This is a genomic window from Desulfococcus sp. (assembly GCF_041737845.1).
Lineage (GTDB): Bacteria > Desulfobacterota > Desulfobacteria > Desulfobacterales > Desulfococcaceae > Desulfococcus.
This window is the reverse complement of sequence record NZ_JBGSQX010000158.1, coordinates 1-24844: the sequence shown is the minus strand read 5'-3', so window position 1 is coordinate 24844 and position 24844 is coordinate 1. Positions and strand designations below refer to the sequence as shown.

General features: G+C 59.4%; 21 protein-coding genes and 1 tRNA gene. 12 read left to right on the top strand and 10 right to left on the bottom strand.

Annotated features, from left to right (window positions below):
- Nucleotides 1-2 precede the first annotated feature (2 nt).
- Nucleotides 3-881 carry a dihydropteroate synthase gene (gene folP / locus ACEW8N_RS19645; RefSeq protein ID WP_373501565.1) on the top strand — a complete coding sequence of 293 codons (879 nt, stop codon included), beginning with the start codon at nucleotides 3-5 and terminating at the stop codon, nucleotides 879-881.
- A gap of 78 nt (nucleotides 882-959) precedes the next feature.
- Entirely contained in the window at nucleotides 960-1712 is a 753-nt protein-coding gene (locus tag ACEW8N_RS19640) for a tetratricopeptide repeat protein (RefSeq protein WP_373501564.1), read from the top strand.
- A 21-nt stretch (nucleotides 1713-1733) separates the two neighbouring features.
- Here ACEW8N_RS19640 and ACEW8N_RS19635 read toward each other — a convergent pair whose 3' ends face one another.
- Nucleotides 1734-2924, bottom strand: a complete 1191-nt coding sequence (locus ACEW8N_RS19635) for a PLP-dependent aspartate aminotransferase family protein (protein WP_373501563.1) — start codon at nucleotides 2922-2924, stop codon at nucleotides 1734-1736.
- 581 nt (nucleotides 2925-3505) lie between these two features.
- Between ACEW8N_RS19635 and ACEW8N_RS19630 the strand changes: the two genes are divergently transcribed.
- Nucleotides 3506-5983: a vitamin B12-dependent ribonucleotide reductase gene (locus ACEW8N_RS19630; protein WP_373501562.1), complete on the top strand. Its 2478-nt coding sequence runs from the start codon at nucleotides 3506-3508 to the stop codon at nucleotides 5981-5983.
- Nucleotides 5984-6034: 51 nt separating this feature from the next.
- Here ACEW8N_RS19630 and ACEW8N_RS19625 read toward each other — a convergent pair whose 3' ends face one another.
- Nucleotides 6035-6832 carry a sulfite exporter TauE/SafE family protein gene (locus ACEW8N_RS19625; RefSeq protein ID WP_373501561.1) on the bottom strand — a complete coding sequence of 266 codons (798 nt, stop codon included), beginning with the start codon at nucleotides 6830-6832 and terminating at the stop codon, nucleotides 6035-6037.
- A 381-nt stretch (nucleotides 6833-7213) separates the two neighbouring features.
- Between ACEW8N_RS19625 and ACEW8N_RS19620 the strand changes: the two genes are divergently transcribed.
- Nucleotides 7214-7819, top strand: coding sequence for a hypothetical protein (locus tag ACEW8N_RS19620; RefSeq protein WP_373501560.1), 606 nt, complete (start codon nucleotides 7214-7216; stop codon nucleotides 7817-7819).
- A 12-nt stretch (nucleotides 7820-7831) separates the two neighbouring features.
- Here the strand turns inward: ACEW8N_RS19620 and tsaD are convergent, their stop codons facing one another.
- From tsaD to purM, 4 genes are all read right to left on the bottom strand, one after another.
- Nucleotides 7832-8830, bottom strand: a complete 999-nt coding sequence (tsaD, locus tag ACEW8N_RS19615; RefSeq protein ID WP_373501559.1) for a tRNA (adenosine(37)-N6)-threonylcarbamoyltransferase complex transferase subunit TsaD — start codon at nucleotides 8828-8830, stop codon at nucleotides 7832-7834.
- Nucleotides 8831-8891: 61 nt separating this feature from the next.
- Nucleotides 8892-10394, bottom strand: a complete 1503-nt coding sequence (locus ACEW8N_RS19610; RefSeq protein ID WP_373501558.1) for a hypothetical protein — start codon at nucleotides 10392-10394, stop codon at nucleotides 8892-8894.
- Nucleotides 10387-12225, bottom strand: a complete 1839-nt coding sequence (locus tag ACEW8N_RS19605; protein WP_373501557.1) for a glycosyl transferase — start codon at nucleotides 12223-12225, stop codon at nucleotides 10387-10389. The genes ACEW8N_RS19610 and ACEW8N_RS19605 overlap by 8 nt, the downstream gene beginning before the upstream one ends.
- A gap of 110 nt (nucleotides 12226-12335) precedes the next feature.
- Entirely contained in the window at nucleotides 12336-13382 is a 1047-nt protein-coding gene (gene purM / locus ACEW8N_RS19600) for a phosphoribosylformylglycinamidine cyclo-ligase (protein ID WP_373501556.1), read from the bottom strand.
- 198 nt (nucleotides 13383-13580) lie between these two features.
- On the opposite strand from purM, the gene ACEW8N_RS19595 reads away from it, so the two are divergent.
- From ACEW8N_RS19595 to ACEW8N_RS19560, 8 genes are all read left to right on the top strand, one after another.
- The gene (locus tag ACEW8N_RS19595) at nucleotides 13581-14747 is read left to right on the top strand and encodes an aminotransferase class I/II-fold pyridoxal phosphate-dependent enzyme (protein ID WP_373501555.1); all 1167 of its coding nucleotides are present in this window, start codon (nucleotides 13581-13583) and stop codon (nucleotides 14745-14747) included.
- An 11-nt stretch (nucleotides 14748-14758) separates the two neighbouring features.
- Nucleotides 14759-16075, top strand: coding sequence for a homoserine dehydrogenase (locus ACEW8N_RS19590; RefSeq protein WP_373501554.1), 1317 nt, complete (start codon nucleotides 14759-14761; stop codon nucleotides 16073-16075).
- Between the two features lie 68 nt (nucleotides 16076-16143).
- The gene (gene thrH / locus ACEW8N_RS19585; RefSeq protein ID WP_373501553.1) at nucleotides 16144-16755 is read left to right on the top strand and encodes a bifunctional phosphoserine phosphatase/homoserine phosphotransferase ThrH; all 612 of its coding nucleotides are present in this window, start codon (nucleotides 16144-16146) and stop codon (nucleotides 16753-16755) included.
- Between the two features lie 5 nt (nucleotides 16756-16760).
- On the top strand, nucleotides 16761-17177 hold the full coding sequence (locus tag ACEW8N_RS19580) for an acyl-CoA thioesterase (protein WP_373501552.1): 417 nt from the start codon (nucleotides 16761-16763) through the stop codon (nucleotides 17175-17177).
- Nucleotides 17174-18628, top strand: coding sequence for a D-glycero-beta-D-manno-heptose-7-phosphate kinase (gene rfaE1, locus ACEW8N_RS19575; protein ID WP_373501551.1), 1455 nt, complete (start codon nucleotides 17174-17176; stop codon nucleotides 18626-18628). The genes ACEW8N_RS19580 and rfaE1 overlap by 4 nt, the downstream gene beginning before the upstream one ends.
- 60 nt (nucleotides 18629-18688) lie before the next feature.
- On the top strand, nucleotides 18689-19009 hold the full coding sequence (locus ACEW8N_RS19570; protein WP_373501550.1) for a DUF167 domain-containing protein: 321 nt from the start codon (nucleotides 18689-18691) through the stop codon (nucleotides 19007-19009).
- Between the two features lie 52 nt (nucleotides 19010-19061).
- Nucleotides 19062-19138, top strand: a tRNA-Met gene (locus ACEW8N_RS19565).
- A 480-nt stretch (nucleotides 19139-19618) separates the two neighbouring features.
- A complete protein-coding gene (locus ACEW8N_RS19560) occupies nucleotides 19619-21100 on the top strand; it encodes a glycosyltransferase (RefSeq protein WP_373501549.1) in 1482 nt (493 codons plus the stop codon).
- A gap of 106 nt (nucleotides 21101-21206) precedes the next feature.
- Here ACEW8N_RS19560 and ACEW8N_RS19555 read toward each other — a convergent pair whose 3' ends face one another.
- The 4 genes from ACEW8N_RS19555 to ACEW8N_RS19540 form a co-directional block, all read right to left on the bottom strand.
- Nucleotides 21207-21641, bottom strand: a complete 435-nt coding sequence (locus ACEW8N_RS19555) for a DUF1499 domain-containing protein (protein ID WP_373501548.1) — start codon at nucleotides 21639-21641, stop codon at nucleotides 21207-21209.
- A gap of 31 nt (nucleotides 21642-21672) precedes the next feature.
- The gene (locus tag ACEW8N_RS19550; protein WP_373501547.1) at nucleotides 21673-23025 is read right to left on the bottom strand and encodes a phosphomannomutase/phosphoglucomutase; all 1353 of its coding nucleotides are present in this window, start codon (nucleotides 23023-23025) and stop codon (nucleotides 21673-21675) included.
- 64 nt (nucleotides 23026-23089) lie between these two features.
- Entirely contained in the window at nucleotides 23090-23911 is an 822-nt protein-coding gene (locus ACEW8N_RS19545) for an undecaprenyl-diphosphate phosphatase (protein WP_373501546.1), read from the bottom strand.
- Between the two features lie 296 nt (nucleotides 23912-24207).
- On the bottom strand, nucleotides 24208-24844 hold a 637-nt coding region (locus ACEW8N_RS19540), incomplete at its 5' end, for a S8 family serine peptidase (RefSeq protein ID WP_373501545.1).

Here is a 24844-nt window from a genome sequence, read left to right as displayed (position 1 = left end):
TCATGAAACGATTCACCCTGTCGTTTAAGAACCACCGGCTGGAGCTGGGGGAGCGGACGTGCATCATGGGAATCCTCAACATCACGCCCGATTCCTTCTCCGACGGCGGTCGTTTTTTCGACACCGACATCGCCCTGGCCCACGCGGAGCGGATGGCCCTGGCCGGCGCCGATATCATCGATATAGGCGGTGAGTCGACCCGGCCCTATTCAGATCCCGTCTCCGCCCAAGAGGAGGCCGACCGGGTTCTTCCGGTCATCGAAAAGCTCTCCGGCCGAATCCGCATCCCCATCTCCATCGACACCACCAAGGCGGCGGTGGCGCGCCAGGCCCTTGAGGCCGGCGCCGCCGTCGTCAACGATACCTCCGCCCTTCGGGTGGACCCGGCGATCGCTTCGGTCGCGGCCCGGTTCGAGGCGCCGCTCATCCTGATGCACATGAAGGGGTCCCCCAAAACCATGCAGAAGGACCCGCGGTACGACGACCTGATCGGCGAGATTTTGGATTTTCTCGAAGCGGCGATTCAGGGGGCGATGGCCCAGGGCGTGCCGAGGCGTCTCATCATCGCCGATCCGGGCATCGGCTTCGGCAAGACCATCGCACACAACCTCTGCCTGATCAACCGCCTGGAGGCGTTTGAACGCCTGGATGTGCCCGTTCTGGTGGGGTCGTCCCGGAAAGCCTTCATCCGCGGCATCCTCAAAAGAGACGGCGAGGCCGACATCGAGCCGACCCTGCCGCAGGTGGAAACCGGCACCCAGGCCTCGGTGGCCGCCGCGATTCTCAAGGGCGCGCACATTGTCAGGGTCCACGATGTCGAGCAGACCTTCGCCACCGCAAAAATCATCGACGCCGTCCGAAATGTTCCCGACAACCCCTGAGCCTGTGGCCTGTGACGCCGCAACGCCGGAGGCGCGGCGGTTCCCCCATCCATCCCCAAGCCATACGAGGAAGAAGACATGACAAGAGGAAAGCGTTTCTGGGTACTGGCCATTCTGTTGACCGCCACCTTGGTTTCCTGTAGGCCCGAGACCAGGGAGGTGCGGGACCGTAAGGGGGAGGCCTTCAGGGACCTGGGAGAAGCCTACATGCAGGAGGGGAATTATTCCGCCGCGCTGCGTGAGCTGCAAAAAGCCGAAAAGGCGCTTCCCAAGGATGCGTTTGTCAAAAACGACCTGGGCCTGGTATACATGGCCAAGGAAAGACCCGACCTTTCCGTTCAGTACTTTCAAAAAGCCATTGCCATCAACCCCGACTACGCACCGGCCAAGAACAACCTCGGTACGGCCTATCTTGTTCTGAAAGACTGGGACGCGGCCATCGGGGTCTTCACGAGCCTGTCGGATGACCTGGTCTATGCATCGCCCCACCTGCCGCTCTCCAACCTGGGGTGGGCCTACTACAACAAGCGCGACTTTCCCGCAGCCCTCAAACATTACCAGGCGGCCCTGGACAGCAATCCGAAATTCGTTCCCGCCTACCGCGGGATGGGGCAGACCTACCTTGTCATGAACCAGTTCCCCAAGGCGATCGAGAGCTTTGAAAAAGGACTCGAGATCGCGCCGCGTTTTCCGCCGCTTTATCTCGACCTTGCCGAAGCCTACACTGCATCGCAGAAACGGCCGGCGGCCGTCGCAACCTACAAAAAGGTGATCGCCCTCTTCCCCGATACGGAATATGCCGAACAGGCCCGGAAAAAGCTCGGGAACTGATCCGGGGCCGAATGCCCGGAGTCAGGGGACCCGGTCCAGGGCCTGCCTGAGATCCCCCAGGATGTCGTCTGGGTGCTCGAGGCCGACGGAGAGGCGGATGAGGCCGTCCGAAATGCCCGCCAGTTTTCTCTCCGACGGCGAATACACGGCGTGGGTCATGGAGGCGGGATGCTGAATAAGGGTTTCACAATCCCCCAGGCTCACCGCCAGCGTGCAAAGCGTCACCCCGTTCATCACTGCCTTTCCGGCGACGACGCCGCCGTGCACCTCGAACGCGATCATGCCCCCGAACTTTTTCATCTGCCTCCGGGCGAGGGAATGGCCCGGATGGGACGCCAGTCCCGGATAGAATACCGCTGCCACGCGGGGGTGAGACAAGAGCCGTTCTGCGATCATGAGCGCCGTGTCGCTGTGGCGATCCATTCGGAGGGCGAGGGTCTTCAATCCCCGCAGGATCAGCCATGCGTTGAACGGGCTCATCACCGGCCCGAAATGATTCATGTGCGACTCCCGGATCTGCCCGATCATCCGTTTCGATCCGACGATGAGGCCGCCGATGAGGTCCCCGTGTCCGCCCAGGTACTTTGTGGCGGAATGGAGCACGAGATCCGCCCCCATGGCGAGGGGGCGCTGCAGGTAGGGCGAGGCGAAGGTGTTGTCGACGATCAGGGGGATGTCATGGCGCCGCGCCGTATCGGCCCACAGGGGGATGTCTATGATATCAAGGGTGGGGTTGGCCGGGGTTTCGATATACAAGAATCGGGTGTCCCCGTCGATTTTTTCCTCGATCTCCTTCAGGGAGCCGCTCCTCCGGTGGGAGACGAACCGGGCATGGATATTGAGCCGGGCCAGGTCGGAGCTGAACAGGGCGAAGGTTCCGCCGTACAGGGTGCTGCAGGCGACGAAATTATCCCCGGGGGCGGTGAGGGTCAGGGCTGCCGCGGCCACGGCCGCCATGCCCGATGCGGTCGCGACGGCCGATTCTCCGCCCTCCAGAACGGCGATCTTCTTCTCGAGCAGATCCACCGTGGGGTTGCCGATGCGGGTATAGATATAGCCGGTGCTCTTGCCCGAAAAAAGATCGGCGCCATGGTCCGCATCCTTGAATTTGAAGGTGGATGTCATGTGGATGGGGGGCACGAGATCGAAAGAGGTCACATGGTCCGAATGGACGCCGTGAACAATTTCCGTTTCCTGGGTGAGTTTTTTCATCCAAAGGCTCCTTTCGCCGGATCGCATGGGGCGATAATATCATGGCTTCATTGAATCTTTCGATCGGAATACCCCCTGGGGACCCGATACCTTCCTGATTATCATCTTTGAGCCATTATTGACAGGCCGCAATCGTTTTTTCAACAGGCGGATGGCTTTTCTCGGCCGGCGGCGAGCCGTCCTTCCCACCCCGGGGATCGGGGCGGCCCCCACCTTATTTTCAACGGTTTGAGCACCTTAGACCCCTTGACAATTTCTCAATATATTGTAGTTTAAAATATGTTGACATACCATATATTGTGTTATAAATGTTCATTACACACGTTTTCGGATGAAATGCTCTGTTTTACAAACCCGTGTGGATGCCCCCTAGGAGGACGCCCGCCCGATGAAATCGAAGGACCGCTCGGCCGGAGTTCTTTCGGGTATCGCCCTGCCGCGTCCGGTTCGGCGTCTTCTACCGAGCCATGCGGCACCCCCCGGCGGAAAGCGCTGTCTTCCCCGCGAAACCCTTTAGACGTCTGTCCAGAACCGTCTGCCGGCTGTGCAGACAGATTCAAGACCCAATGGAGAAGGTTGGTATGCAACAGATGCGCAAAATCATCGTGTCCGGCAAAGACCGGTTCGTAGTGAACGCCCATGGTTGGGACGACCGCCAGTTTTCAGACGCATTTATGCGTCACAACTCCGTCAGCCGGGACCAGGCGATGAAAATCAGCCTGTTCCTGCGGGAGATGATCGAAAAGATGGAAGACGAGACCATCCCGCTGCCGATCATTGACGAGATGATCCGCAACAAGGCAATGGCGCTCGGATGTCATGATGTCTCTCCCGTTACATTGGATGGCGACATGTTTACAGAAAACGGCCTGGTGATATCAGGCAACGCGAAAACCGTTCTGGAAAGACGGTATCTGAGAAAAAACGATCAGGGCGAACCCATTGAAACCGCGGTGGACATGTTCCGCAGGGTCGCCCGACACATCGCCGGCGCGGAAAACAATTACGGCGACCCCGATGCCGCCGGTAAAATGGAGGCGATCTTTTACCGGATGATGACCGAATTTCGGTTTCTGCCCAATTCCCCCACCCTCATGAACGCCGGCCGCCGGCTCGGCCAGTTGGCCGCCTGTTTTGTGCTGCCCGTGGAAGACAGCATGGAAGGGATCTTCGACGCCCTCAAGCACGCCGCCATCATTCACAAATCCGGCGGCGGCACCGGTTTCTCCTTCTCCCGGCTGCGCCCGAAAAACAGCCGCGTGGGAACAACGGGCGGTGTGGCGTCCGGCCCGGTGTCGTTCATGAAGGTCTTCAACACGGCCACGGAGCAGGTCAAACAGGGAGGGACCCGCCGCGGTGCGAACATGGCCATCCTCCGGGTCGACCACCCGGATATCATGGAGTTCATCCAGTGCAAGGAAAAAGACAGCGATCTCAACAATTTCAATATCTCCGTGGGCATCACGGACGCCTTCATGGAAGCCCTGAAAAAAGGCGCGGATTATGACCTGATCGACCCCAGGGAGAAGAAATCGGTGGAGCGCATCTCGAGTCTCAAGGTGTATCAGACGATCGTCCATCATGCATGGAAAAACGGGGATCCGGGCATCGTGTTCCTCGACCGGATCAACCGGGACAACCCCACGCCGGGTCTGGGAGAAATCGAAAGCACCAATCCCTGCGGCGAACAGCCCCTGCTTCCCATGGAATCCTGCAATCTGGGTTCCGTCAATCTGGCCAGGTTCGTCACGGAGAAAAACGGCGAGCGCGTCATCGATTACGAAGGGCTCAAAGAAACCATCCATCATTCGGTCAGGTTCCTGGACGACGTCATCGACATGTCGCTGTATCCGATCCCCGAAATCGAGAAAATGGTCAAAGGCAACCGCAAAATCGGCCTGGGGGTCATGGGCTTCGCGGACCTGCTTTTTCAACTGGGGATTCCCTACAACAGCGAAAAGGGGGTCGAGGTCGCCGAGAACATCATGAAATTCTTTCAGGAGACCGCCCAGGACGCATCGAAGCGCCTGGCCGAAACCCGGGGAACCTTTGAAAATTTCGACCAGAGCGTCTTCAAAGACCGGGAAGGGTGCCGGTACCGGAACGCAACCACGACGACCATCGCACCCACCGGGACACTGAGCATCATCGCCGGATGCTCCTCCGGCATCGAGCCGCTCTTCGCCCTGAGCTTCACCCGCACCATCATGGACAACGACGAGATGACCGAGGTGAACCCCTATTTCGAAGCCGCGGCCAAGGCCGGAGGGTTCTACAGCCCCGAGTTGATGAAAACCATCTCCCAAAAAGGCGGCATCCATGACCTCGACGGCATTCCGGATGCGGTGAAACGGGTCTTTGTCACGGCCCACGACATCACGCCCGAATGGCATGTCCGCATGCAGGCCGCCTTCCAGAACTACACGGACAACGCCGTCTCGAAAACCGTCAATCTGCCCCATAATGCCGATCCCGCCGAGGTGATGAAGGTGTACGATCTGGCCTACACGCTGGGCTGCAAGGGCGTGACCATTTACCGGGACGGCAGCAAGGGCAAGCAGGTCCTGTCCGTCAACAAGGAAACGAAGGGGGAAAATACCGTCGTCAAGGACCGCCCCGAAACCCTTTACGGGTTCACCACGAAAATCAAGACAGGGCTGGGGGATCTCTATATGACGGTGACGGAGATGGACGGGCTCCCCTTTGAGGTGTTCGCGACCATCGGCAAGTCCGGAAGGTCGACGACGGCCAAGACCGAAGCCATCGGACGGCTGATCTCCCTCGCCTTCCGGTCGGGCATCAAGGTGGAGAAGGTGGTGGAGCAACTGAAAGGCATCGGCGGCGAACACCCCATCTTTCAGAACGGCGGCATTGTCAGCTCCATTCCCGATGCCATCAGCCAGGTTCTGGAAAAACGGTACCTGGGGGGCAAGAACGGCAAAAAAAGCGGCGTCGGACAAAACCTGATGGGGGCCGCCTGCCCTGAATGCGGAGAGCGTCTCAGCTTTGAGGAGGGCTGCATTCTCTGCCACTTCTGCGGCTACAGCAAATGCGGATAAAAAACCGCGGGGCCGGCGTCATTCATAGGATGCGGGCGGCCCCGCGAAGCATCAGAGAATGCTCCAGAGCATCCGGGTCGCCACGATCAGGAGCAGGACGGCAAAGACCCGCTTGAGCCGCCCCACCGGCAGGCTGTGGGCCAGACGGACCCCCAACGGGGCCGTCAGAACGCTCGTCCAGACCAGCCCGATGAGGGCCGGCAGGTAGACGTACCCAATCGAATACTGGGGCAACCCCGTTGTCCCCCAGCCGTTATAGATATAGCCCGCGGTGCCGGCAACGGCGATGGGAAAACCGATAGCCGCCGAGGTGCCGATGGCGTGGTGAACGCTCATGTTGCACCAGATCATGAACGGAACGGAAAGGGTGCCCCCGCCGATGCCCACCAGGCTGGACACGGCACCGATCACATTGCCCACGCCGAACATGCCCATGTTTCCGGGAAGCTCCCGTGACGCCGCGGGCTTTCGGCCCGTGAGCATCTGAACGGCCACGTAGTAAAGGAAGACTACGAAAAACCCCTTGAGAAAACCGGTGGACATCCGGGAGGCAACGCAGGTCCCCAGGAAGGTCCCCACGAATATCCCCGTGACAATCCGGCGAACGACCACCCAATGGACCGCCCCGCGCTTGTGGTGGGCCCAGAAGCTTGACACCGCCGTGAAGATGATGCTGGCCATGGAGGTGCCCAGCGCCAGGTGCATCATCGATTCATTGGGGATTCCCTGCCATGTGAAACAGAAGACCAGCATGGGGACGATGACCAGCCCGCCTCCGATCCCCAGAAGCCCCGCCAGGACGCCTGCCACAGCGCCCACCGCCGAATACAACAGAACAATCGCAGGCATCTCATCCTTTCCTAACAGTTTATGAGGGGTATTTGGATGACAGCGCCGATATCACACCTCCCGGCTTCAGGCAACCGCAATCTTCGTAAGCCGAAAACCCGTTCTCTTGCTCCTTCTTCTGTCGGACGACTTAGCCGCCTTTGTATCGTCTGTGCGGCGTCATCTCATCCATTCATTTTGGTTTGAATCGAAATCTAAATTCAGTATGCCGATCTGCTTTTTTACTTTTCATATTTATTATTAGTGTAATATCCAACTTTAAAGTAATATTTTTTAGCAATTCATTTCAATTCCGTTAGATTGATTAAAAACCATGATGTCATAATATCTGTATGACTATCAGATGGGTTGGGATAGTATGCAGGAGGAAAGGAGGGGATGATGAAAAAAAGTGATGACCAGATGATCCGCATTTCCCTGCCGATGGCCAGTGCCGCGGATCTGAGGGGAAAACAATCGGTCCGCGCGACGTTCAAGCTGACCGAAGATGCCATCAACACCATGAGCATCGTGTCGGTGCACCTGGGGATCAAGCAGAAATCCCTCTTTGATCACCTCATCGAGGACTTGCAGGCCCTGGAGATGATCGCCCAGGAGATTGAACCCCGGGAATTCAAGTCGCAGCAGCGGGTGCAGAAAACCTTCGTCCTCAGCCGGAAGACCCTCATGTCCCTGGAAAAGGTCTGCCGGGACTTCAACGCCCCCCGGGACATCCTCGTGGAGTATTCGATCCAGCGGCTCCTTCCCGTCATCATCCGGGAGCAGGAGCGGCACCGGCGGCGGAAGGAGATCCTCAAGGAGCTGGGGGCGTTTCTCCAGCAGGGGGAGATCATTCTGGAAAAATCGAAACGGCTGGTCGGCGAGGAGGATATGGTTTACGACCGCATCGAGCGCATGATCGCCGCGTGCGCCCACACCGTTGAATACGTGGCCGATTACATCGAACGGGGCAAGGTCATCGAAACCTTCAGGATCGACCGTGAGTGACGCGCCCTCCGATCAGGCGGGATACCGGGAATAGACATCATCGGTCATCTCCGACCGCTTTCCTTCCCTCAGGTAATGGTACCCGACGGCGGCGATCATGGCGGCGTTATCGCCGCAGAGGTCCAACGGCGGGATATGAACCGAAAGCCCCTTCACAGCCCCCTCCCGAAGCAGCCTCTCCCGCAGCCGACCATTGGCGGCCACCCCGCCGACAACGGCGATGTCGCTGCAGCCCGTTGTTTCGGCCGCAAGGATGAGCTTGTAGACCAAGACATCGACGACCGCCTCCTGAAATCCGGCCGCGATGTCGGCCGACAGGCGTTCAAGGTCGTCTCCGTGGTGCCGGATGTACTGGTTGACGGCGGTTTTCAAGCCGCTGAAGCTGAAGTCTAAACGGTCCTTGTCCAGGTAGGCCCGGGGAAACTTGATCCTGTCGGGATTTCCCCGCCCCGCGAGACGGCCGATGACCGCGCCGCCGGGATATCCCAATCCCAGCATCTTCGATACCTTGTCAAACGCTTCACCGGCTGCGTCATCCCGGGTTTGCCCCAGGAGTTCGAACTGCATGGGACCGCTGACGCGGTAAATGCTCGTATGGCCTCCGGACGCCAGGAGGGCCGCAAAGGGCAGCGACGGCGGATTGTCGCCCAGAAACACGGAATGGAGATGCCCCTCCAGGTGATTGACGCCTCGCCATGGCACATCGAGCGCCCGCGCCAGCCCTTTGGCGAAGGAGAACCCGACCAGGAGTGCCCCGACCAGGCCGGGTCCCCGGGTGACGGCGATGCCGTCCACCGCTTCCAGATCGAGGCCCGCATGTTCAAGGGCCTGTGTCGTCACGGGGACAATGGCCTCCAGGTGTTTCCGGGATGCCAGCTCCGGCACCACCCCGCCGTATCGATGGTGGATGTCAATCTGGGAGGCGACGACGGAGGAGAGAATCCGTCCGCCGTCCGCGACCAGGGCGGCGGCGGTTTCGTCACATGAGGTTTCGATGCCGAGGATGATCATGGTCTGAATTCCTGGAAAACAGGTCTCTGGGATCCCGCTGAAAACCGCTTTGCCGCGCCGGTCATTTGAAGCGAAAGGTCTTATCGAAAAGGGAGGGATCATCGAAATGGGCGCGGCCCACAAGGCGGATGGCGTGATGGCCGCGCTGCCGCATGCTCCCCACCCTCGGGATGCCCATGGAGAAAAAGAGATAGGGTTCGATCCGCTCCGACCCCTTGGCAATCCCCTCCGGATCAAAGAGATTTTCGGATGTCCCGTCGGGCCGGGGCAGGCTCTCCAAGGCTTCATAGGGAAGAAGGCCATAGAAACCCGTCGGCCCGGCCGCAGCGGACACCGTCCCCAGGTGCACCACCTGGTGCCAGCCCGAATTGACGCGCAGCAGCAGGCGCTCCTCGGGAAACCTTTCCGGAAGCCACCGGGGCACGAAGGGCGACAGGGCCCCGGGCTGCGGGAGAATCTCCAGGACCCGGCGCTGTTGCGGGACAAAAAAATGGTAGCACCCGCAGTTGTTCATCACGTCGACCATAAAGGGGCTGCCGGCCGTGTCGAGGCTGACGCGGATCGTCAGCCCGTCCAGAATGCCGTGTTCGATGCGCGGCGCACCCGGACCTTTTCGGGCCGGATACCACAGGGTATAGTTGATCTGGAGAATGGGCGCAGATTTGAAAAAGGCATGGGAGATATAGTGATAGAGCACGGGCGCCCGCCCATCGACCCGTGGCCCGTCACGGCCCCAGGCCACCCGTCCCCAACGGTCGTATTCCCCTGCGTCATCCTGAACGATGACCGGCGCAAACCGCCGGACGAGGGCGTCGGCCTCCGCCGCGTCCAGCCGCGGGACGCCCAGGGCGTCCCGGCGGTCCGGCCCATGGATCCGGCGGATATCGTCCATGGTCGCGGGTGCGGAGGGCACGGGGGAGAACCATGACAGACGGCCGCGGGTCTCGATCCGGTCCCACGGTTCCCGGTGCCATCCGGCAAACCGCTGCTGGACCTGCTCGGTCACGATGGAGACGGGAACCACCGCCACCGGATACAGGCCCATGATCCGCATGGCAGTCCGATATTCGTCGGGGATACGGACGGCTTCCGCAACGGACTCGACAAAATCCGGGGTGCTTCGGTCGTGGGCCGAAAGCGCCCGCGCGTGTCCGGCGGCGGCATCCAGGAGCTCCTCCGGTGAAGCAAGCCCCCAACGGCTGATGCCCAATGCCGGATCGCTCAGCACGGCCGGCGGAAGATTGGCGATCTCCCGTCTTCGCGCGGCCCTGTCCGCCGCTTCCAGAGCCCTTGTCCAGGCGTCTTTGCGCCGGCCGTCCAGAAGGCCGGGGGCCATGGCCGCAAGGAAACGGTCGGCCCGGAGATAGGGGAACCCGGCGACGGGCACGGCGCCGGCATCCCGGACGCCGGCCTGTTCCACGGCGGCATCGAGATCCTCGAAAAATCGCGCGGCGGGAAGGCTGTCCTGGGCGGGCAGCATGGGTCCTGGCGCCCGAACACATCCCGTGAACAGGCAGATCAGCGGCAGGACCCAAAAAAGCACCCGGTGTCCACGCTTATCCATCGAGGTCGACCTCCTCCAGAGAAATGGAAAATCGCCTGAGCGAGGTCCCGTGCTTCTTGCAGAAGGCCTTCACGGAGGAGACGGCCGCCTCGGTTTCGGGGGAGGCCATGAACGAGACAAAGATGCAGCCGAATGCGTGCTGCTCGAAGAGCCGCTCCATCTCAAGGGAGGTCCCGAGAATGGGGTAGCCCTGAAGCCGCTTGCCGGTCTTCAGCGGGTCGTCGTCGATGAATCCCACCGGATTGATCTGGTGGGACTTGTTGTTGACGATCTCCCGAAGGAGGATCTCTCCGCCGCGCCCGGCCCCGTAAATGAGCGCCTTTTCCCCCGCAAGGGTCTTCCGGCCCATGGAATCGAGGAAGATCCTGAATGATCCGCGGGTCCCCAGCAGGAGACCGGTGGTCAGGAGCCAGTCGATCACGAAGAGCCCCTTGGAAAAATCCCTGAACCGGTAAAGGTAGGTGACGGCCACGACGGAAAAGACCGTGGCCAGGGTGGATGCCTTGACAAAGATAAACACGTCGTCGGTGCTCATGAAGCGCCAGAAACCGCGATAGATCCCCACAAGGAAAAAGGCGATGAACTTGCAGGCGATGATGGCCGGAAGCGAATGAAGGAATAAATCAAAATAAAAGGAAAACTCCCCATCGCTGAACCGAAGGCGATAAGAGAGATAATAGGAAAAGGCGATGAGGCAGAAATCGAGAACGACCAGAGCGATCTGACGTTTGTAGGTCAACTCCATGAGGATCGGCGTGTAGGCGTGATTTCTCAGCATCGAAAACTCCTCCTCTTCATAGACCCGAAGCTGGGCCATATAGATGCCCATCAGGAGGACCGACAGCCCCAGGGGGATGATCACGGCGGGAGAGGAGAGGGTGTCGCTGGCGTTCACGAACACGGCGGCGATGCCCGAGATGGTCCCCACCCCGTAAAGGAAAAGCACCGCATGCCGCTGGCTGAACCCCATCAAGACCAACCGGTGGGAGGTGTGGTCCCGGCCGCCGGTGGAGGCCTTCCGTCCGCTCAGCAGCCGGATCAGGGTGACCAGTGTGGTGTCGAGCATGGGGACCATGAGGACCATCACGGGAACGCCGAGGCGGGCCAGGGGCGCCGATGCCACCGCTTCCGAATAGTGGATCCCCAGCATGGCGAGGGTAAACCCGATGACGAGGCTGCCGCAGTCCCCCATAAAAATGGAGGCCGGGTTGTAATTATAGACGAGAAACCCCACAAGGGCTCCGGCAAGCAGGAGCGCCGCCGGGAGGCCGCTTCCCGTGCCCGTCGAAAAGAGGACGGCGAAATAGAGGGCCGCGATCATCCCGACGCCGGAACAGAGCCCGTCCATGTTGTCGATGAGATTGACGGCATTGGTGATGCCCACGATCCAGAAGAGGGTGACGAGGGTATCCAGGGTCAGGGAGCTGAACCAGTGCAGGCGAAACCCCAGGAACGCCATCAGGGAGGCCGCGAGGATCTGGCCGATCAGCTTGACATGGGGCTTGATGCGGAGAAAATCATCCACCCACCCCAGAACGAACATGAAGGTTGCGCCGACCCAGATGGCGGCCTCGATGGAGGGCGCGGTCCTCTGGGTCTTTCCGCCAAGGAAATGGGACCAGAATCCCTGAAAATCGGCCATGAAAAAGAGGGGAACGGCCACGGCGAGATAGATGGCGATCCCGCCCATCAGCGCGGTGGGCGTCTCGTGCCAGCGATCCTTGACCGGATAGGCCACCCAGTCCCGGCGCCTGGCCACATGGCGGACCGCCGGCGTCAGAACGAGGCATGCGACAAGAGATATCAGAAAAATGTGGGATAGCGACATCATTGAAGCAATTTACCGAGAAGCAGGTTACCGGCGTGGGGAACGGGGGGTATGGGGCGGCGGGACCGTGGGTTTGACCGTTTGCAGGAAAGCCTTTCGGCCGGCGGCGCCTCTCAGTCGACCCATTTCACCCGGGGGCCGGCGCCTTTTCTGCCGATAATTTCACCGATGGCCCAGGCGCTTTCGCCCAGGGCGCGCAGCCGCTCCATGACATCCCCCGCGCGCTCCTCGGGGACGACGGCGATCATGCCGATCCCGTTGTTGAAGGTCCGGAGCATCTCGGCCTCGGACACCTTGCCGCCGGCCTGGAGAAAATGAAAAATGGCCGGCCGCTCCCAGCTCTCCCGCCGGATCATGACGCTGCATGCCTGGGGAATGATCCGGACGATGTTTTCGGTGATCCCCCCGCCGGTGATGTGGGCAAGGCCGCGGATGGGGAGATCCCGCATCAGCATCTGGACGGTTTCCGAGTAGATCCGGGTGGGCGTCATCAGCGCCTCGCCCAAGGTCCGGCCCAGTTCGGGGATATGGATGTCGACGGTGAGCTTCAGGATGTCAAAGCAGATCTTCCGCACCAGGGAATACCCGTTGCTGTGAAGCCCGCTCGACGCGATGCCGATCAGGACGTCGCCCATGCGGATCTCTGTGCCGTCGATGATTTTGCTGTTGTCCACGAGGCCGACGGAAAAACCGGCCAGGTCATACTCGCCCGGCTTGTAGAGTCCGGGCATCTCGGCCGTCTCCCCGCCGATAAGGGCGCAGTTCGCGATCCTGCATCCTTCCCCGATGCCTTTGATGATTTCCGGGACGACGCCTTCATCCAGCTCCCCCATGGAGACATAGTCGAGGAAAAAGAGCGGTTTGGCCCCTTGAACGGCGATATCGTTGACACACATGGCCACGAGATCGATTCCGATAGTGTCGTGGACGTTGGTGAGAAAGGCGATCTTGAGCTTGGTGCCGACCCCGTCCGTTGAGCTGACCAGAACCGGCTTTTCATACCCGTCCACATTCAAGGAGAAGAGCCCGCCGAACCCGCCGATTTCCCCCATGACCCCGTGTCGGGGCGTTCTCCTGGCAATGTCCTTGATCTTTTCGACGAGTCTGTTGGCCTTGTCGATATCCACGCCGGCATCCGCGTAGGTGAGCGGGTTCGTCATATCCATCCTCTATATTTTTACGGAATACAGGAAATTAGGGGGAAAAAGTAAACCGATTTCCACCAAAAGTCAAAACAATTTTTTTGACATCCCTCCCGGGTTTGGGTAAAGTTGAAGCGTGTGTTTAAACGGTGATTTCAAGGGAATCCCGTCCGGTTCACCCAGTTTATCAATCCAACCTGCTTTTCGAGGTGCTTTATGACGAATTTCGCGCGGCTCGACCGTCTGCCGCCGTATGTCTTCGCGACGGTGAACGAGATCAAGATGGAATCCAGACGGGCCGGAGCAGATATTATCGACCTGGGCATGGGAAACCCCGATCTCGGCACGCCTCAGCACATCGTCGAAAAGATGATGGAGGCGGCCCAGAAACCCCACAACCACCGCTACTCCGCATCCATGGGGATCCGGAAGCTCCGGATGGCCATCGCCGCCTGGTACAAAAGGCGGTATGACGTGGACATCGACCCCGAAACCGAAGCCATCGTCACCATCGGCGTCAAGGAGGGACTCTCCCATCTCATTCTGGTGGCCATCCGCCCGGGAGACGTCGTTTTCACGCCCAACCCCACCTATCCCATCCATCCGTTTTCGGCCATCATCGCCGGAGGAGACGTCCGGGGCATCCCCGTCGGCCCCGGCCAGGATTTTTTCGAAAACCTCATGAACGCCACCAAGCAGACCTGGCCGCGACCCAAAGTCCTGATCCTCAGTTATCCCCACAACCCGACCACCGAGGTGGTCGACCTTGCGTTCTTCGAGAAAATCGTTGATTACGCCCGGGAGAACAACATTCTCGTCATCCACGACTTCGCCTATGCGGATCTTACCTTCGACGGATACGCCGCCCCCAGCTTCCTCCAGGCCAAAGGGGCCAAAGCGGTGGGCGTGGAGTTCTTCTCCCTGTCCAAGAGCTACAGCATGGCCGGATGGCGGGTCGGCTTCTGCGTCGGAAACGCCGAAACCGTCTTCGCCCTGAAGCGGATCAAGAGCTATCTGGACTACGGCATCTTTCAGCCCATCCAAATCGCCTCCATCATCGCCCTGAACGAGGATCAGTCCTGTGTGGAAGACATCCGCCAGATCTACAAATCCCGGCGCGACGCCCTGGTCGGCGGGCTCGCGCGCGCGGGCTGGGAGATCCCCAGCCCCAGGGGAACGATGTTCGTCTGGGCCAGGATTCCCGGGCGATACCGCCACATGGGCTCGGTGGAGTTCTCCAAATTCATGATCCGCGAAGCCCAGGTGGCGGTATCGCCCGGGCTGGGCTTCGGGGAATACGGGGATGAGTTCGTCCGGTTTGCCTTGATCGAAAACAACAAGCGCATCAATCAGGCCGTCAGGGGAATCAAAAAAATACTGTAAGGAGTTTTCGCATGAGACAGGTCAATGTGGGCGTCCTGGGATTCGGGACGGTGGGAACGGGCGTGGTCAGGATCCTCCTGGAAAACAAGACGATTCTCAGGGCCCGGGTCGGCGTGGATCTGAACCTGAAATACGTGGCGGATATCGACACGCAAACCAATCGCGGCATCGCCCTCGAACCGGGTGTTCTCGTGAATGACGCCTTCAGGGTCGTCAACGATCCCGATGTCGACATCGTGGTGGAGATGATCGGCGGCGAAGGCATCGCCAAGGAACTCATCCTGAAGGCCATCGAAAACGGAAAGCACGTGGTGACCGCCAACAAGGCCCTCATCGCCGGCCACGGCAACACCATCGCCCGGGCGGCCGCGGAAAAGGGCGTCGATTTCGGGTATGAAGCCAGCGTGGGCGGCTGCATGCCCGTCATCAAATCGGTCCGGGAATCCCTCGTCGGCAACCGGATCCATGCCATGATCGGGATCTTGAACGGCACCTGCAACTATATCCTGACCCGGATCACCGAAGCGGGCAGCTCCTTTTCCGAGGCCCTTGCCGAGGCCCAGGCCGAGGGGTTTGCCGAAGCGGACCCCACTTTGGACGTGGAGGGGTTCGACACGGCCCACAAACTGGCCATCCTGAACGCCCTGGCCTATGGGATGGAGATCAACCTGGACGACATCTATGTGGAAGGGATCTCGAAGATCGACCCCGTCGATATCGCCTTTGCCCGGGAGTTCGGGTACAAGGTCAAGCTGCTCGCCATCGGCAAAAACAACGGCGGTTCGGTGGAGGCGCGGGTCCACCCGACCATGATCCCCTTCGCGGACCCCCTGTCCAGCGTCAGCGGCAGCCTCAACGCCGTCTCCATCACCGCCGACGCCGTCAGCCGGGTGATGCTCTACGGCCGCGGCGCCGGCATGATGCCCACCGGCAGCGCCGTCGTCTCCGACATTGTCGACATCGCGCGGAACCTCATCACGGGTACCACGGGACGGATTCCCATCTTTTCCTATCAGCCCGAAGCCATCCGGAAGATCCCGATCCTTCCCGTGGACGAAATCCACACCCACTATTACTTCCGTTTCGCGGCCCTCGACCGGCCCGGCGTCCTGTCGAAAATCTCCGGCATACTGGGGGAAAACGGCATCAGCATCCGCTCGGTTCATCAGAAAGGGCGCAAATCCGAAGGAACGGTGCCCATTGTGATGCTGACCCACCGGGCCAGAGAGGCCGATGTGAAAAAGGCTTTGGGCGAGATCACCCTTCTGGATATCGTGAGCGATCAGCCGGTGCTGATCCGCATCGAGGACGAAAACGGCGGGGATTGAGCCGCCGACCGATATCAAAAGGCTTTTGCCAAAACAGGATAGTTTACCGTTCACATTAACGAGGTGCCATGTATATAGTCTGTTCGGACCTGGAAGGGGTCTTCGTTCCCGAAATCTGGATCAACGTCGCCGAAAAGACGGGGATCGAGGAGCTCCGCTTAACGACTCGGGATATTTCCGATTATGATGTCCTCATGCGAAAACGGCTGTCCATCCTGAAACAGCACCGTCTGAAGCTCAAAGACATCACGGATGTCATCGCCGCCATGCATCCGCTGAACGGCGCCCTGGATTTTCTCAACTGGCTTCGGGCCATGACCCCGGTCATCGTGGTATCCGACACCTTCACCCAGTTTGCGGGGCCGCTGATCGCCCAGCTCGGCTGGCCGACCCTGTTCTGCAACACCCTGGCCGTCGACAGCGACGGCACGGTCGCAGACTACCGCCTCCGTCAACCCGACGGCAAAAGAAAAACCGTCGAGGCATTGAAAAGCCTCAACTACAAGGTGATCGCCATGGGCGACTCCTACAACGACATCAGCATGCTCCAGGCCGCCGACCACGGGATCCTTTTCCGGCCGCCTCCCAACGTGGTCGCCGAGTTTCCCCAGTTTCCCGTCACGACCCGATACGACGCCCTGAAACCCATCTATGAAAAGCTCCTGACGGCGGAAGGCTGAAGACCATGCTGACCCTCGCGGCCACCTATCGGGTGATCTACGGAGACACGGACCAGATGGGAGTGGTCTATTACGCCAACTACTTCCGCTTCTTCGAGATGGGCCGGGCGGCCATGTTCCGACACCTGGGCCTTTCCTACCGTGAAATCGAGGAGCGCGGCTATGTTCTGCCGGTTTCCGAGGCCTTCTGCAAATATCTCGCCTCGGCCCGGTACGACGACGTGCTCATCATCGAGACATCCCTCGACACCGCCATTCGCGGGGGAATGAAGTTCAATTATACGATCCTGCGGGAGTCGGACGGCACCCCCCTGGTGACGGGCCACACCCGACACGCCTGCATGACCACCGAGGGGCGGGTGGTCCGGCCGCCCGGGTTCCTCAAAGACCTCATCGCCTCCCATGAAGGGGCTGCCGAATGAAGGTTCCCGTGGACCTCTCGGCCTTTTCGGGATGCCGGATCCTGGTGGTGGGCGACCTGATGCTGGACGAATATGTGTGGGGAAGCGTCGACCGCATCTCTCCGGAAGCACCGGTCCAGATCGTCGCCGTGGAGCGGGAGGAATATACCCTGGGCGGCGCCGGCAACGTGGTCCACAACCTCTCTTCGCTGGGCGCCCGGGTTTCGGTGGCGGGCGTCATCGGGACCCTCGCCGACGGCGACCGCTTGATGGCCATGTTCACCGCGCTGGGCGTGGATGCCTCGGGCGTGGTTCGAGATCCGGCACGCCCCACAACCCGGAAAACCCGGATCATCGCAGCCAACCAGCACGTCCTTCGCATCGACAGGGAAGCCCGCAGCAGCATTCCCGAGGAGACCTGCCGGAGACTGGATGGGTTCATCCGACGGAAGCTGCCGGCATCGGATGTGATGCTCCTCTCCGATTACGGAAAGGGCGTCGTCACCCCCTCCCTGGTCCGGACCGCGGCGCAGGTCGCCGATTCCTGCGGCAGGATCGTCATCGCCGACCCCAAGGGCCTGGATTTTTCCAAATACGCCGGCCTTTCGATGCTGACGCCGAACCAGAAGGAGGCGGCCCTGGCCGCGGGAATGGAAATCACCGACGACGCGTCGCTTTCACGGGCGGCTCACCGTATCCTGAAAACATCCGGTGTCCGGCACCTGCTCGTGACCCGGGGCAAGGACGGGATGGTGCTTTTCCAGGAAGGCAACGCACCCTACGTCATTCCGGCCCAGGCCCGCCAGGTGTATGATGTGTCGGGGGCGGGGGATACGGTCATTTCGGTCCTGGGCCTGGGCGTGGCCGCCGGGCTCTCCTTCCGGGAGGCCGCGGAGATGGCCAATACGGCTGCGGGCATCGTCGTGGGAAAGGTCGGGACCGCCACCATCACCCCGGCGGAACTTTCAGCCGCCCTGAAGCATGATGATATATTTCAAAAAGACAAATCCTTACCCGAAATCCCCAGCATCGTTGCAGATCTAAGGCGGAAGAATAAACGGATTGTTCTCACCAACGGGTGCTTTGACCTTCTCCACGCCGGGCATATTCAGCTGTTATCGGCATCCAAGCGGATGGGCGATATCCTCATCGTGGCGATCGACGACGACGCGTCCGTCCGCCGCCTGAAAGGAGACGGCCGGCCGGTCATCGGGGCCCGGGAGCGCGTCCAGATCCTGAGCGCCCTGGACAGCGTGGATTATGTGGTCGTTTTTTCCACCGAGGCCCTGCCGGACCTGATCGACGCCATTCGGCCGGATGTCCTGACCAAAGGCAGCAATTACGCTGCCGACGAGGTTCTCGGGCACGAACAGGTGGTTCGGATGGGCGGGGAGGTGGCGCTGGTGAAAATTACGGAACAGGCATCTTCTTCGGAGATCATACAGAACATCCGATCCTCGCCGGCCGCCTGAAACAAGCGGTTCGGCGGTTTCAGCGTGTCGCCGGCGGAGGTGCGAACACAGGAGCGCGTCGTGTTCATCGAAGAAAAGGAGAACGGCATCGCATTCAAGGTGTTCGTGCAGCCCAAGTCATCCCGGAACGCCATTGTCGGGCTTCACGGCGATGCCCTGAAGGTCAAACTGACCGCCCCCCCGGTGGAAGGCGCCGCAAACGCCATGTGCATCCAATTTTTCTCGAAAATGCTGGGGGTTTCCAAATCGGCCATCGAGATCCAGTCCGGGCACGCCAGCCGGACCAAGATCCTATGGATTTGCTGCGGTCCAACGGGGCGGGGCGGCCATACGGAACAGGATCGGATCCTGGCACTGCTGAAAAAACTTGCCGTGCCATAAAAAAATATCCTTGACTTTATTTGCCTGGGGTATTAGTTTTGCAAATTGTTGATGCGGGGTGGAGCAGCCAGGTAGCTCGTCGGGCTCATAACCCGAAGGTCACAGGTTCGAATCCTGTCCCCGCTACCAACTATACAATTGACATCGACATGTAATCAATATATATGGCAGTCCAATTTTAATTGCGGTTAAAATGTGGGCTATTTTTTTATGCTCTTCCCTATGAAAACGTTGATCACACCCATCAGATCCATCCATTGCCGCATTCAGGCGTACTGCGCCAATCAGCCATTCATTCAGAAAATCAAGATGCTGAAAACGAATAACATGATGGAGATCGGAATGAAATCCACGCGTTTTGATTGATGGTTTTCTCCGGTTGCCCCGTCGAAGGCATGCCTATCCAGAACCGTAAATGCCCGTGCGCCTGAAGCGCACGGGTCGTTTACCGCTCTGGATATACATGATTACCATGTTATCGTTTGGGTCTGGATTGCCCCTGCAATCCGAACCCTGTGAAAGCGTGTCGCTTTCTCCCTTAGTTCGCGGCGGGTTACGCTGCGGACCGAAAGCACTCATTAACAACATTATTTCAAGGATGGTGTTTCTTTGGAACTTAAAAAGATGATATCCAAATCCAATGATCTATTGGCCTCCAAAGAGAACGGTTCGGCTGTATCGTCGCCTGTTTCGGGGCTCTCCCTGCGATGGCCTGCATGGCTGACCAAGGAAACCATAGACCGCTCCGTCAAGGGTCTCGTCATCGCATTGCTCATCGGCCTGCCCCTGACCTATGGCTATTTCTGGGGGGACTATCTGGAAATGCTGGAGATTTTTGTCTACCACCGGGAATCCTCCGTGACCGTCGGCATCGCCCAGATCGCCCTTTGGGTGTCTCTGGGTGCCCTGGTATGGCGCGTCTATCTGTTTTATACCTATCGGCCCGTGGCGCCCTGCGCGGACGAGGAACTGCCCGTCTGTTCGGTCATTGTGCCGGCCTACAATGAAGGGGCCCAGGTGCTCTATACCCTTCGCAGCGTGGCCGCCAGCGATTACCCCGCCGACAAGCTCCAGATCATCACCGTTGACGACGGCAGCAAGGACGACACCTGGCTGTGGATGAAGCAGGCCGAAAGAGAGCTGGGCGATCGGGTGCAGTTGGTCCGCCTGGAGAAAAACAGCGGAAAACGCCGCGCCCTGTATGAAGGCTTCCAGCGCAGCCGGGGCGAAGTCCTGGTGACCATCGACAGCGATTCCGAAGTGGACGCCTCAACCCTTCGCCACCTCGTCAGCCCCTTTGTGAACGACCCCTTGGTCGGCGGGGTGGCAGGCAACGTCCGGGTTCTCAATACCTCGGCCGGCATCATTCCCAAGATGCTCGATGTCAGTTTCACCTTCAGTTTTGATTTTATCCGCGCGTCTCAGAGCCGGCTCAACACGGTCATCACCACGCCGGGGGCATTGGCCGGGTATCGGCGGAGCGTAATTGCCCCTGTGCTGGATGAATGGCTTTGCCAGACCTTTTTCGGCCAACCCGCAAACATCGGCGAGGACCGGGCCTTGACCAACCTGATTCTGAAAAACGGCTATCATGTGCTGTTTTCCAAAAATGCCGTCGTGTATACCCAGGTACCGACGGCCTATGTCGGCCTGTGCAAAATGTTTTTGAGGTGGGCAAGGAGCAATGTGCGTGAGACCCTCGTCATGGCAGGGTTTATCTTTACGCAGTTCCGGAAGACGCCTGCCCTCGGGGCAAGGATCAATCTGCTGCTGCTGCTCCACCGGATGACCCTCTGCGAAATGCTCAAGGTCTGGTCCATGACCATCCTGTTCGCATTTCCGACGCTGTTTCTGTTCAACGTGTTCACCGGAGCGGTCCTGTTTTCCATGATACCGGCGCTCCTGTACCTTTCCCGGTACAAAGACAGCAATTTTCTCTGGGCGATTCCTTACAGCCTGTTCTATCTCGTCGGCCTGTCCTGGATCAGCCTGTATGCCCTTTTCACCCCGCACCGGACCAGTTGGTTGACGCGAGGCCTCCAGACCCAGACAGACCATCTGCTCACGGCAGCCCCCCATCAGGGGAAATAGACAAACGTCCATCCCGGCCCCGGCCTGGATCCCGTCAAGGGGTCACAGGCCGGGGCCGCCTGCCGATATCCCCCGAAGCCAATTTCGCACTGCACCGCCGCGGCGCTTATGGCGCGAAGAATTTTTCCCGAATCCGTTCAATTCGCTTCCCGTTGGCGCCAAGGTCGCTGTAGCCGACACGGGAAGCCGAACGGACGTCAATTTTTTTCCGGACATCGTCAAAATAAAACAGGGCATCGTCCACGAATCCCATCACGGCGGTTTTGAATTCAACCTGCAGGTAATTCTCACCCCTCATGACGATACTGGACCGGGGCATTGAACGGATGATTTCCGCAAGCCGTTCTTTTGCGGCTTCACGCGAAACCGCATAGGGGATGGGATCAATGCGGCGGGCCGGATCTTCGGCCTGGCTGGAGACGCAGTTGGGCCGGTCCGGGCAGGCCGGCAAGCGGCCGGAGGCAATGTCCGGATGGTTCGGCCGGCTTCCGGAGCAACTGAAAATGCTCATGCCGGCGATAAAAAGAACCAGCGCTCTCATTTCATATCCTCCTCCATTCAACGTAAAGGGCCTAAAACCGATCCATCTCTTTGATACCCGATTCAACCAGGCTCCGGATCTCCTCAAGCCGTGCCTGGGACATGGCCTCAAACCTGAGCACTATGGCCGGCTGGGTGTTTGAGGCCCTCACCAGCCCCCATCCGTCATCAAAGAGAATGCGGGCCCCGTCGATATCAATCACATCATATCGCGCCTTGAAATATCGGGTCACTTTTTCAACGAGACGGAACTTCCGGTCATCGGGGCAGTCCACCCGGATCTCGGGCGTCGTAAAGGTATGGGGAAGATCCGAAAGAAGATCCGAAATCCTGCGCCCCGTGGCCGAGAGGATCTCCAGGAGTCGGCAGGAGGCATAAACGGCGTCGTCGAATCCCAGATAACGATCCTCGAAAAACATATGACCGCTCATCTCGCCCGCCAGGGCCGCCCGCTCCTCCTTCATCTTCGCCTTGATGAGGGAGTGGCCGGTCTTCCACATCACGGCGCGGCCCCCGCGTCTTTCGATGTCGTCATACATGACCTTGGAGCATTTGACCTCGGAGATAAACACCGCCCCGGGCCGCCGCGAAAGGATCTCCCGGGCAAAGAGCACCATCAGTTTATCGCCGTAGACGATATTCCCTTTCTCGTCGACCACGCCGATGCGGTCTCCGTCCCCGTCGTAGCCGATGCCGACATCCAGCTCTTGCTCCCTGACGAGGGCGATGAGATCCTTCATGTTCCCGAGGACGGTGGGATCCGCCTCATGGTTGGGAAAGTTACCGTCCATCTCGCAGTAGAGTTCATGAACCTCACAGTTCAAATTTTTGAGAATGGGCACCGCCACAACGCCCGCCGTGCCATTGCCCGCATCCACGCCCACCCTCAGGGGCCGGGAGAGAATGATGTTGTCTTCCACGAACCGCTGATATTGGGGGATGACATGATGCGCCGCCGCGCACGTCCCTTCACCCTGGATGAATTGGCCTGCCGCAATGATCTCACGGATGGCCTGAAGATCCTTTCCATGAACCGAATCGGAGCCCATGCAGATTTTAAACCCATTGTATTCTTTCGGATTATGGCTTGCCGTCACCATAATCCCGCCTTCCTGATTCAGGTTTTGAATCGAAAAATAGAGCACCGGGGTCGGGCAAACGCCGATATCCGTGACCTGACATCCCGTGGAGATCAAGCCCTCGATCATGGCTCCCGCGAAATCATCGGAGGTCACCCTGCAATCACGCCCCACGGCCAGCTTTCGGCATCCGTTCCGGATCAAGAAGGTGCCGATCCCCCGCCCCAGCAGTTCCACCTCTTCAACGGCGATATCCTTGCCGGCGATGCCCCTGATATCATATTCCCTGAATATTTCTGGATTCATTGATCTTCCTTGTATGATTTGCTTTTTTATCCCTGCCGCCCACACCCGGACTGTCCCTGCCGGGCTACCATCCGACAGCCAGGGCAATGCCACCCACCATCCAGCAGTAGGGGGCGAAAAGGTACATCCGGCCGCGATTGACGACATGCATCAGCATGGCCAGGGAAAGGTATCCGACAATAAATGCGGTGATCGTCCCCATCAGGGTTGCAGGATCCGGCAGAAGGGACGACCCCATTTCCCTGAGGCTGAGAATTTGCGCACCGATGATGGCGGGGATGGACAGCAGGAATGAAAACCGGGCGACCATCCCCTTTTCCAGCCCCAGGTAGAGCCCGGCTGCGATGGTCGACCCGGACCGGGAAATCCCCGGAAGGATCGCCAGACCCTGGACAACGCCGATGGCAACGGCGTTCGGCGCGGTGAATCCGGAGATTCCCCTGCCGTGATGATAGATGCGGCGGGTTCCCCAAAGCAGGACTCCGGTGACGATCAAGGTGATTCCCACCAAAAAAACAGACGAGAAGAGCTGATCCGATATCTGATGAAAAAGCAGGCCGATGACGGCCGTGGGGAGCGATCCCAGAACAATCAGCAGTGCAAGCTTGACTTCCGCATCGGCCCATACCTCTGCCGGGGTGATCTCGTGTCGCATCAACCGCTTCATCGCCTGAAAAAGCGACAACAGAAGAGACGAAATCTCCTTTCGGAAAAAAATGATCACGGCACCCAGGGTGCCCATATGAACGCTGATGTCAAAAAACAGCTCCGCCTCCTTGAGGCCGAAAAGCTGTTGAAACAGCACCAGGTGCCCTGAACTGCTCACGGGCAGGAACTCCGTCAGCCCCTGGATGGCCCCCAGTGCGATTGCATGAATTGTTTCCATAATCCCTTTATTTTTCTGTTTGACGGTTTCGGCAACAGGCCCGGCCGGCGCACCCATATCCCTCATCATCGCAGCGGGCAGCAGGCATGCCGAATCGGATTTGTATCTCATAGGAAAAATCGCGATACAAGTCAATGGGCGGGATGGGCAGATGATGAACGCCCCGTTTCACACGGCGAACCCCTCACGCAAAAAACCCGGAGCGGCGGGCTCCGGGTTTCGTTATCCATAATGCTGTTCCAACAGGGTGTTCGCATGGGAAAACCGTCCGGAAAAGTATCCGGACGGCGGCCCCGTCAATTCTTGACGGGCCTTCTGGCCGAAGCCATCCGGGCGGAATGGATTCTTTCCTTCAATTTCTTCCTGTAGCTCTTTTCAACGTCCCTGTTCCTGTTATTGCGGAAGCGATTCTCTTCCATACGATACTTGACTTCGTCCAATGCGGCAACAAGGTTCAGGTCGCCTGCGGACGAATCGACATCTTCGATATGGGCCGTTTCTGTAAGAATGTCTTTTATCTCATCCGCGCTCAGGGCCGGATCAAGGGCCAGCATCATGGCAACCGCAGCCGTTACGTAAGGCACAGACATGCTGGTCCCGCTGGTGGTACCCAATCCCGTGTAGTGGTCGCCATTGGTGATATCAACAGAGAGGATGCTCGCCCCCGGGGCCATGATGTCCATTTCTTCACCGGAATTGCTGAACGTTGCCAGTTTGCCGTAGGCATTGCTTGCGCCCACGGCAATCACCTCAGGGTACCGTGCGGGATACATCACCGAAAATTCCGGAAGACCATTGCCAGAAGCCCCGTCCGCCGAAGCCCCGTCCGCCGAAGCCCCGTCCGCCGAAGCCCCGTCCGCCGAAGCGCCGTCCGCCGAAGCCCCGTCTGCCGAAGCCCCGTCCGCCGAAGCGCCGTCCGCCGAAGCGCCGTCC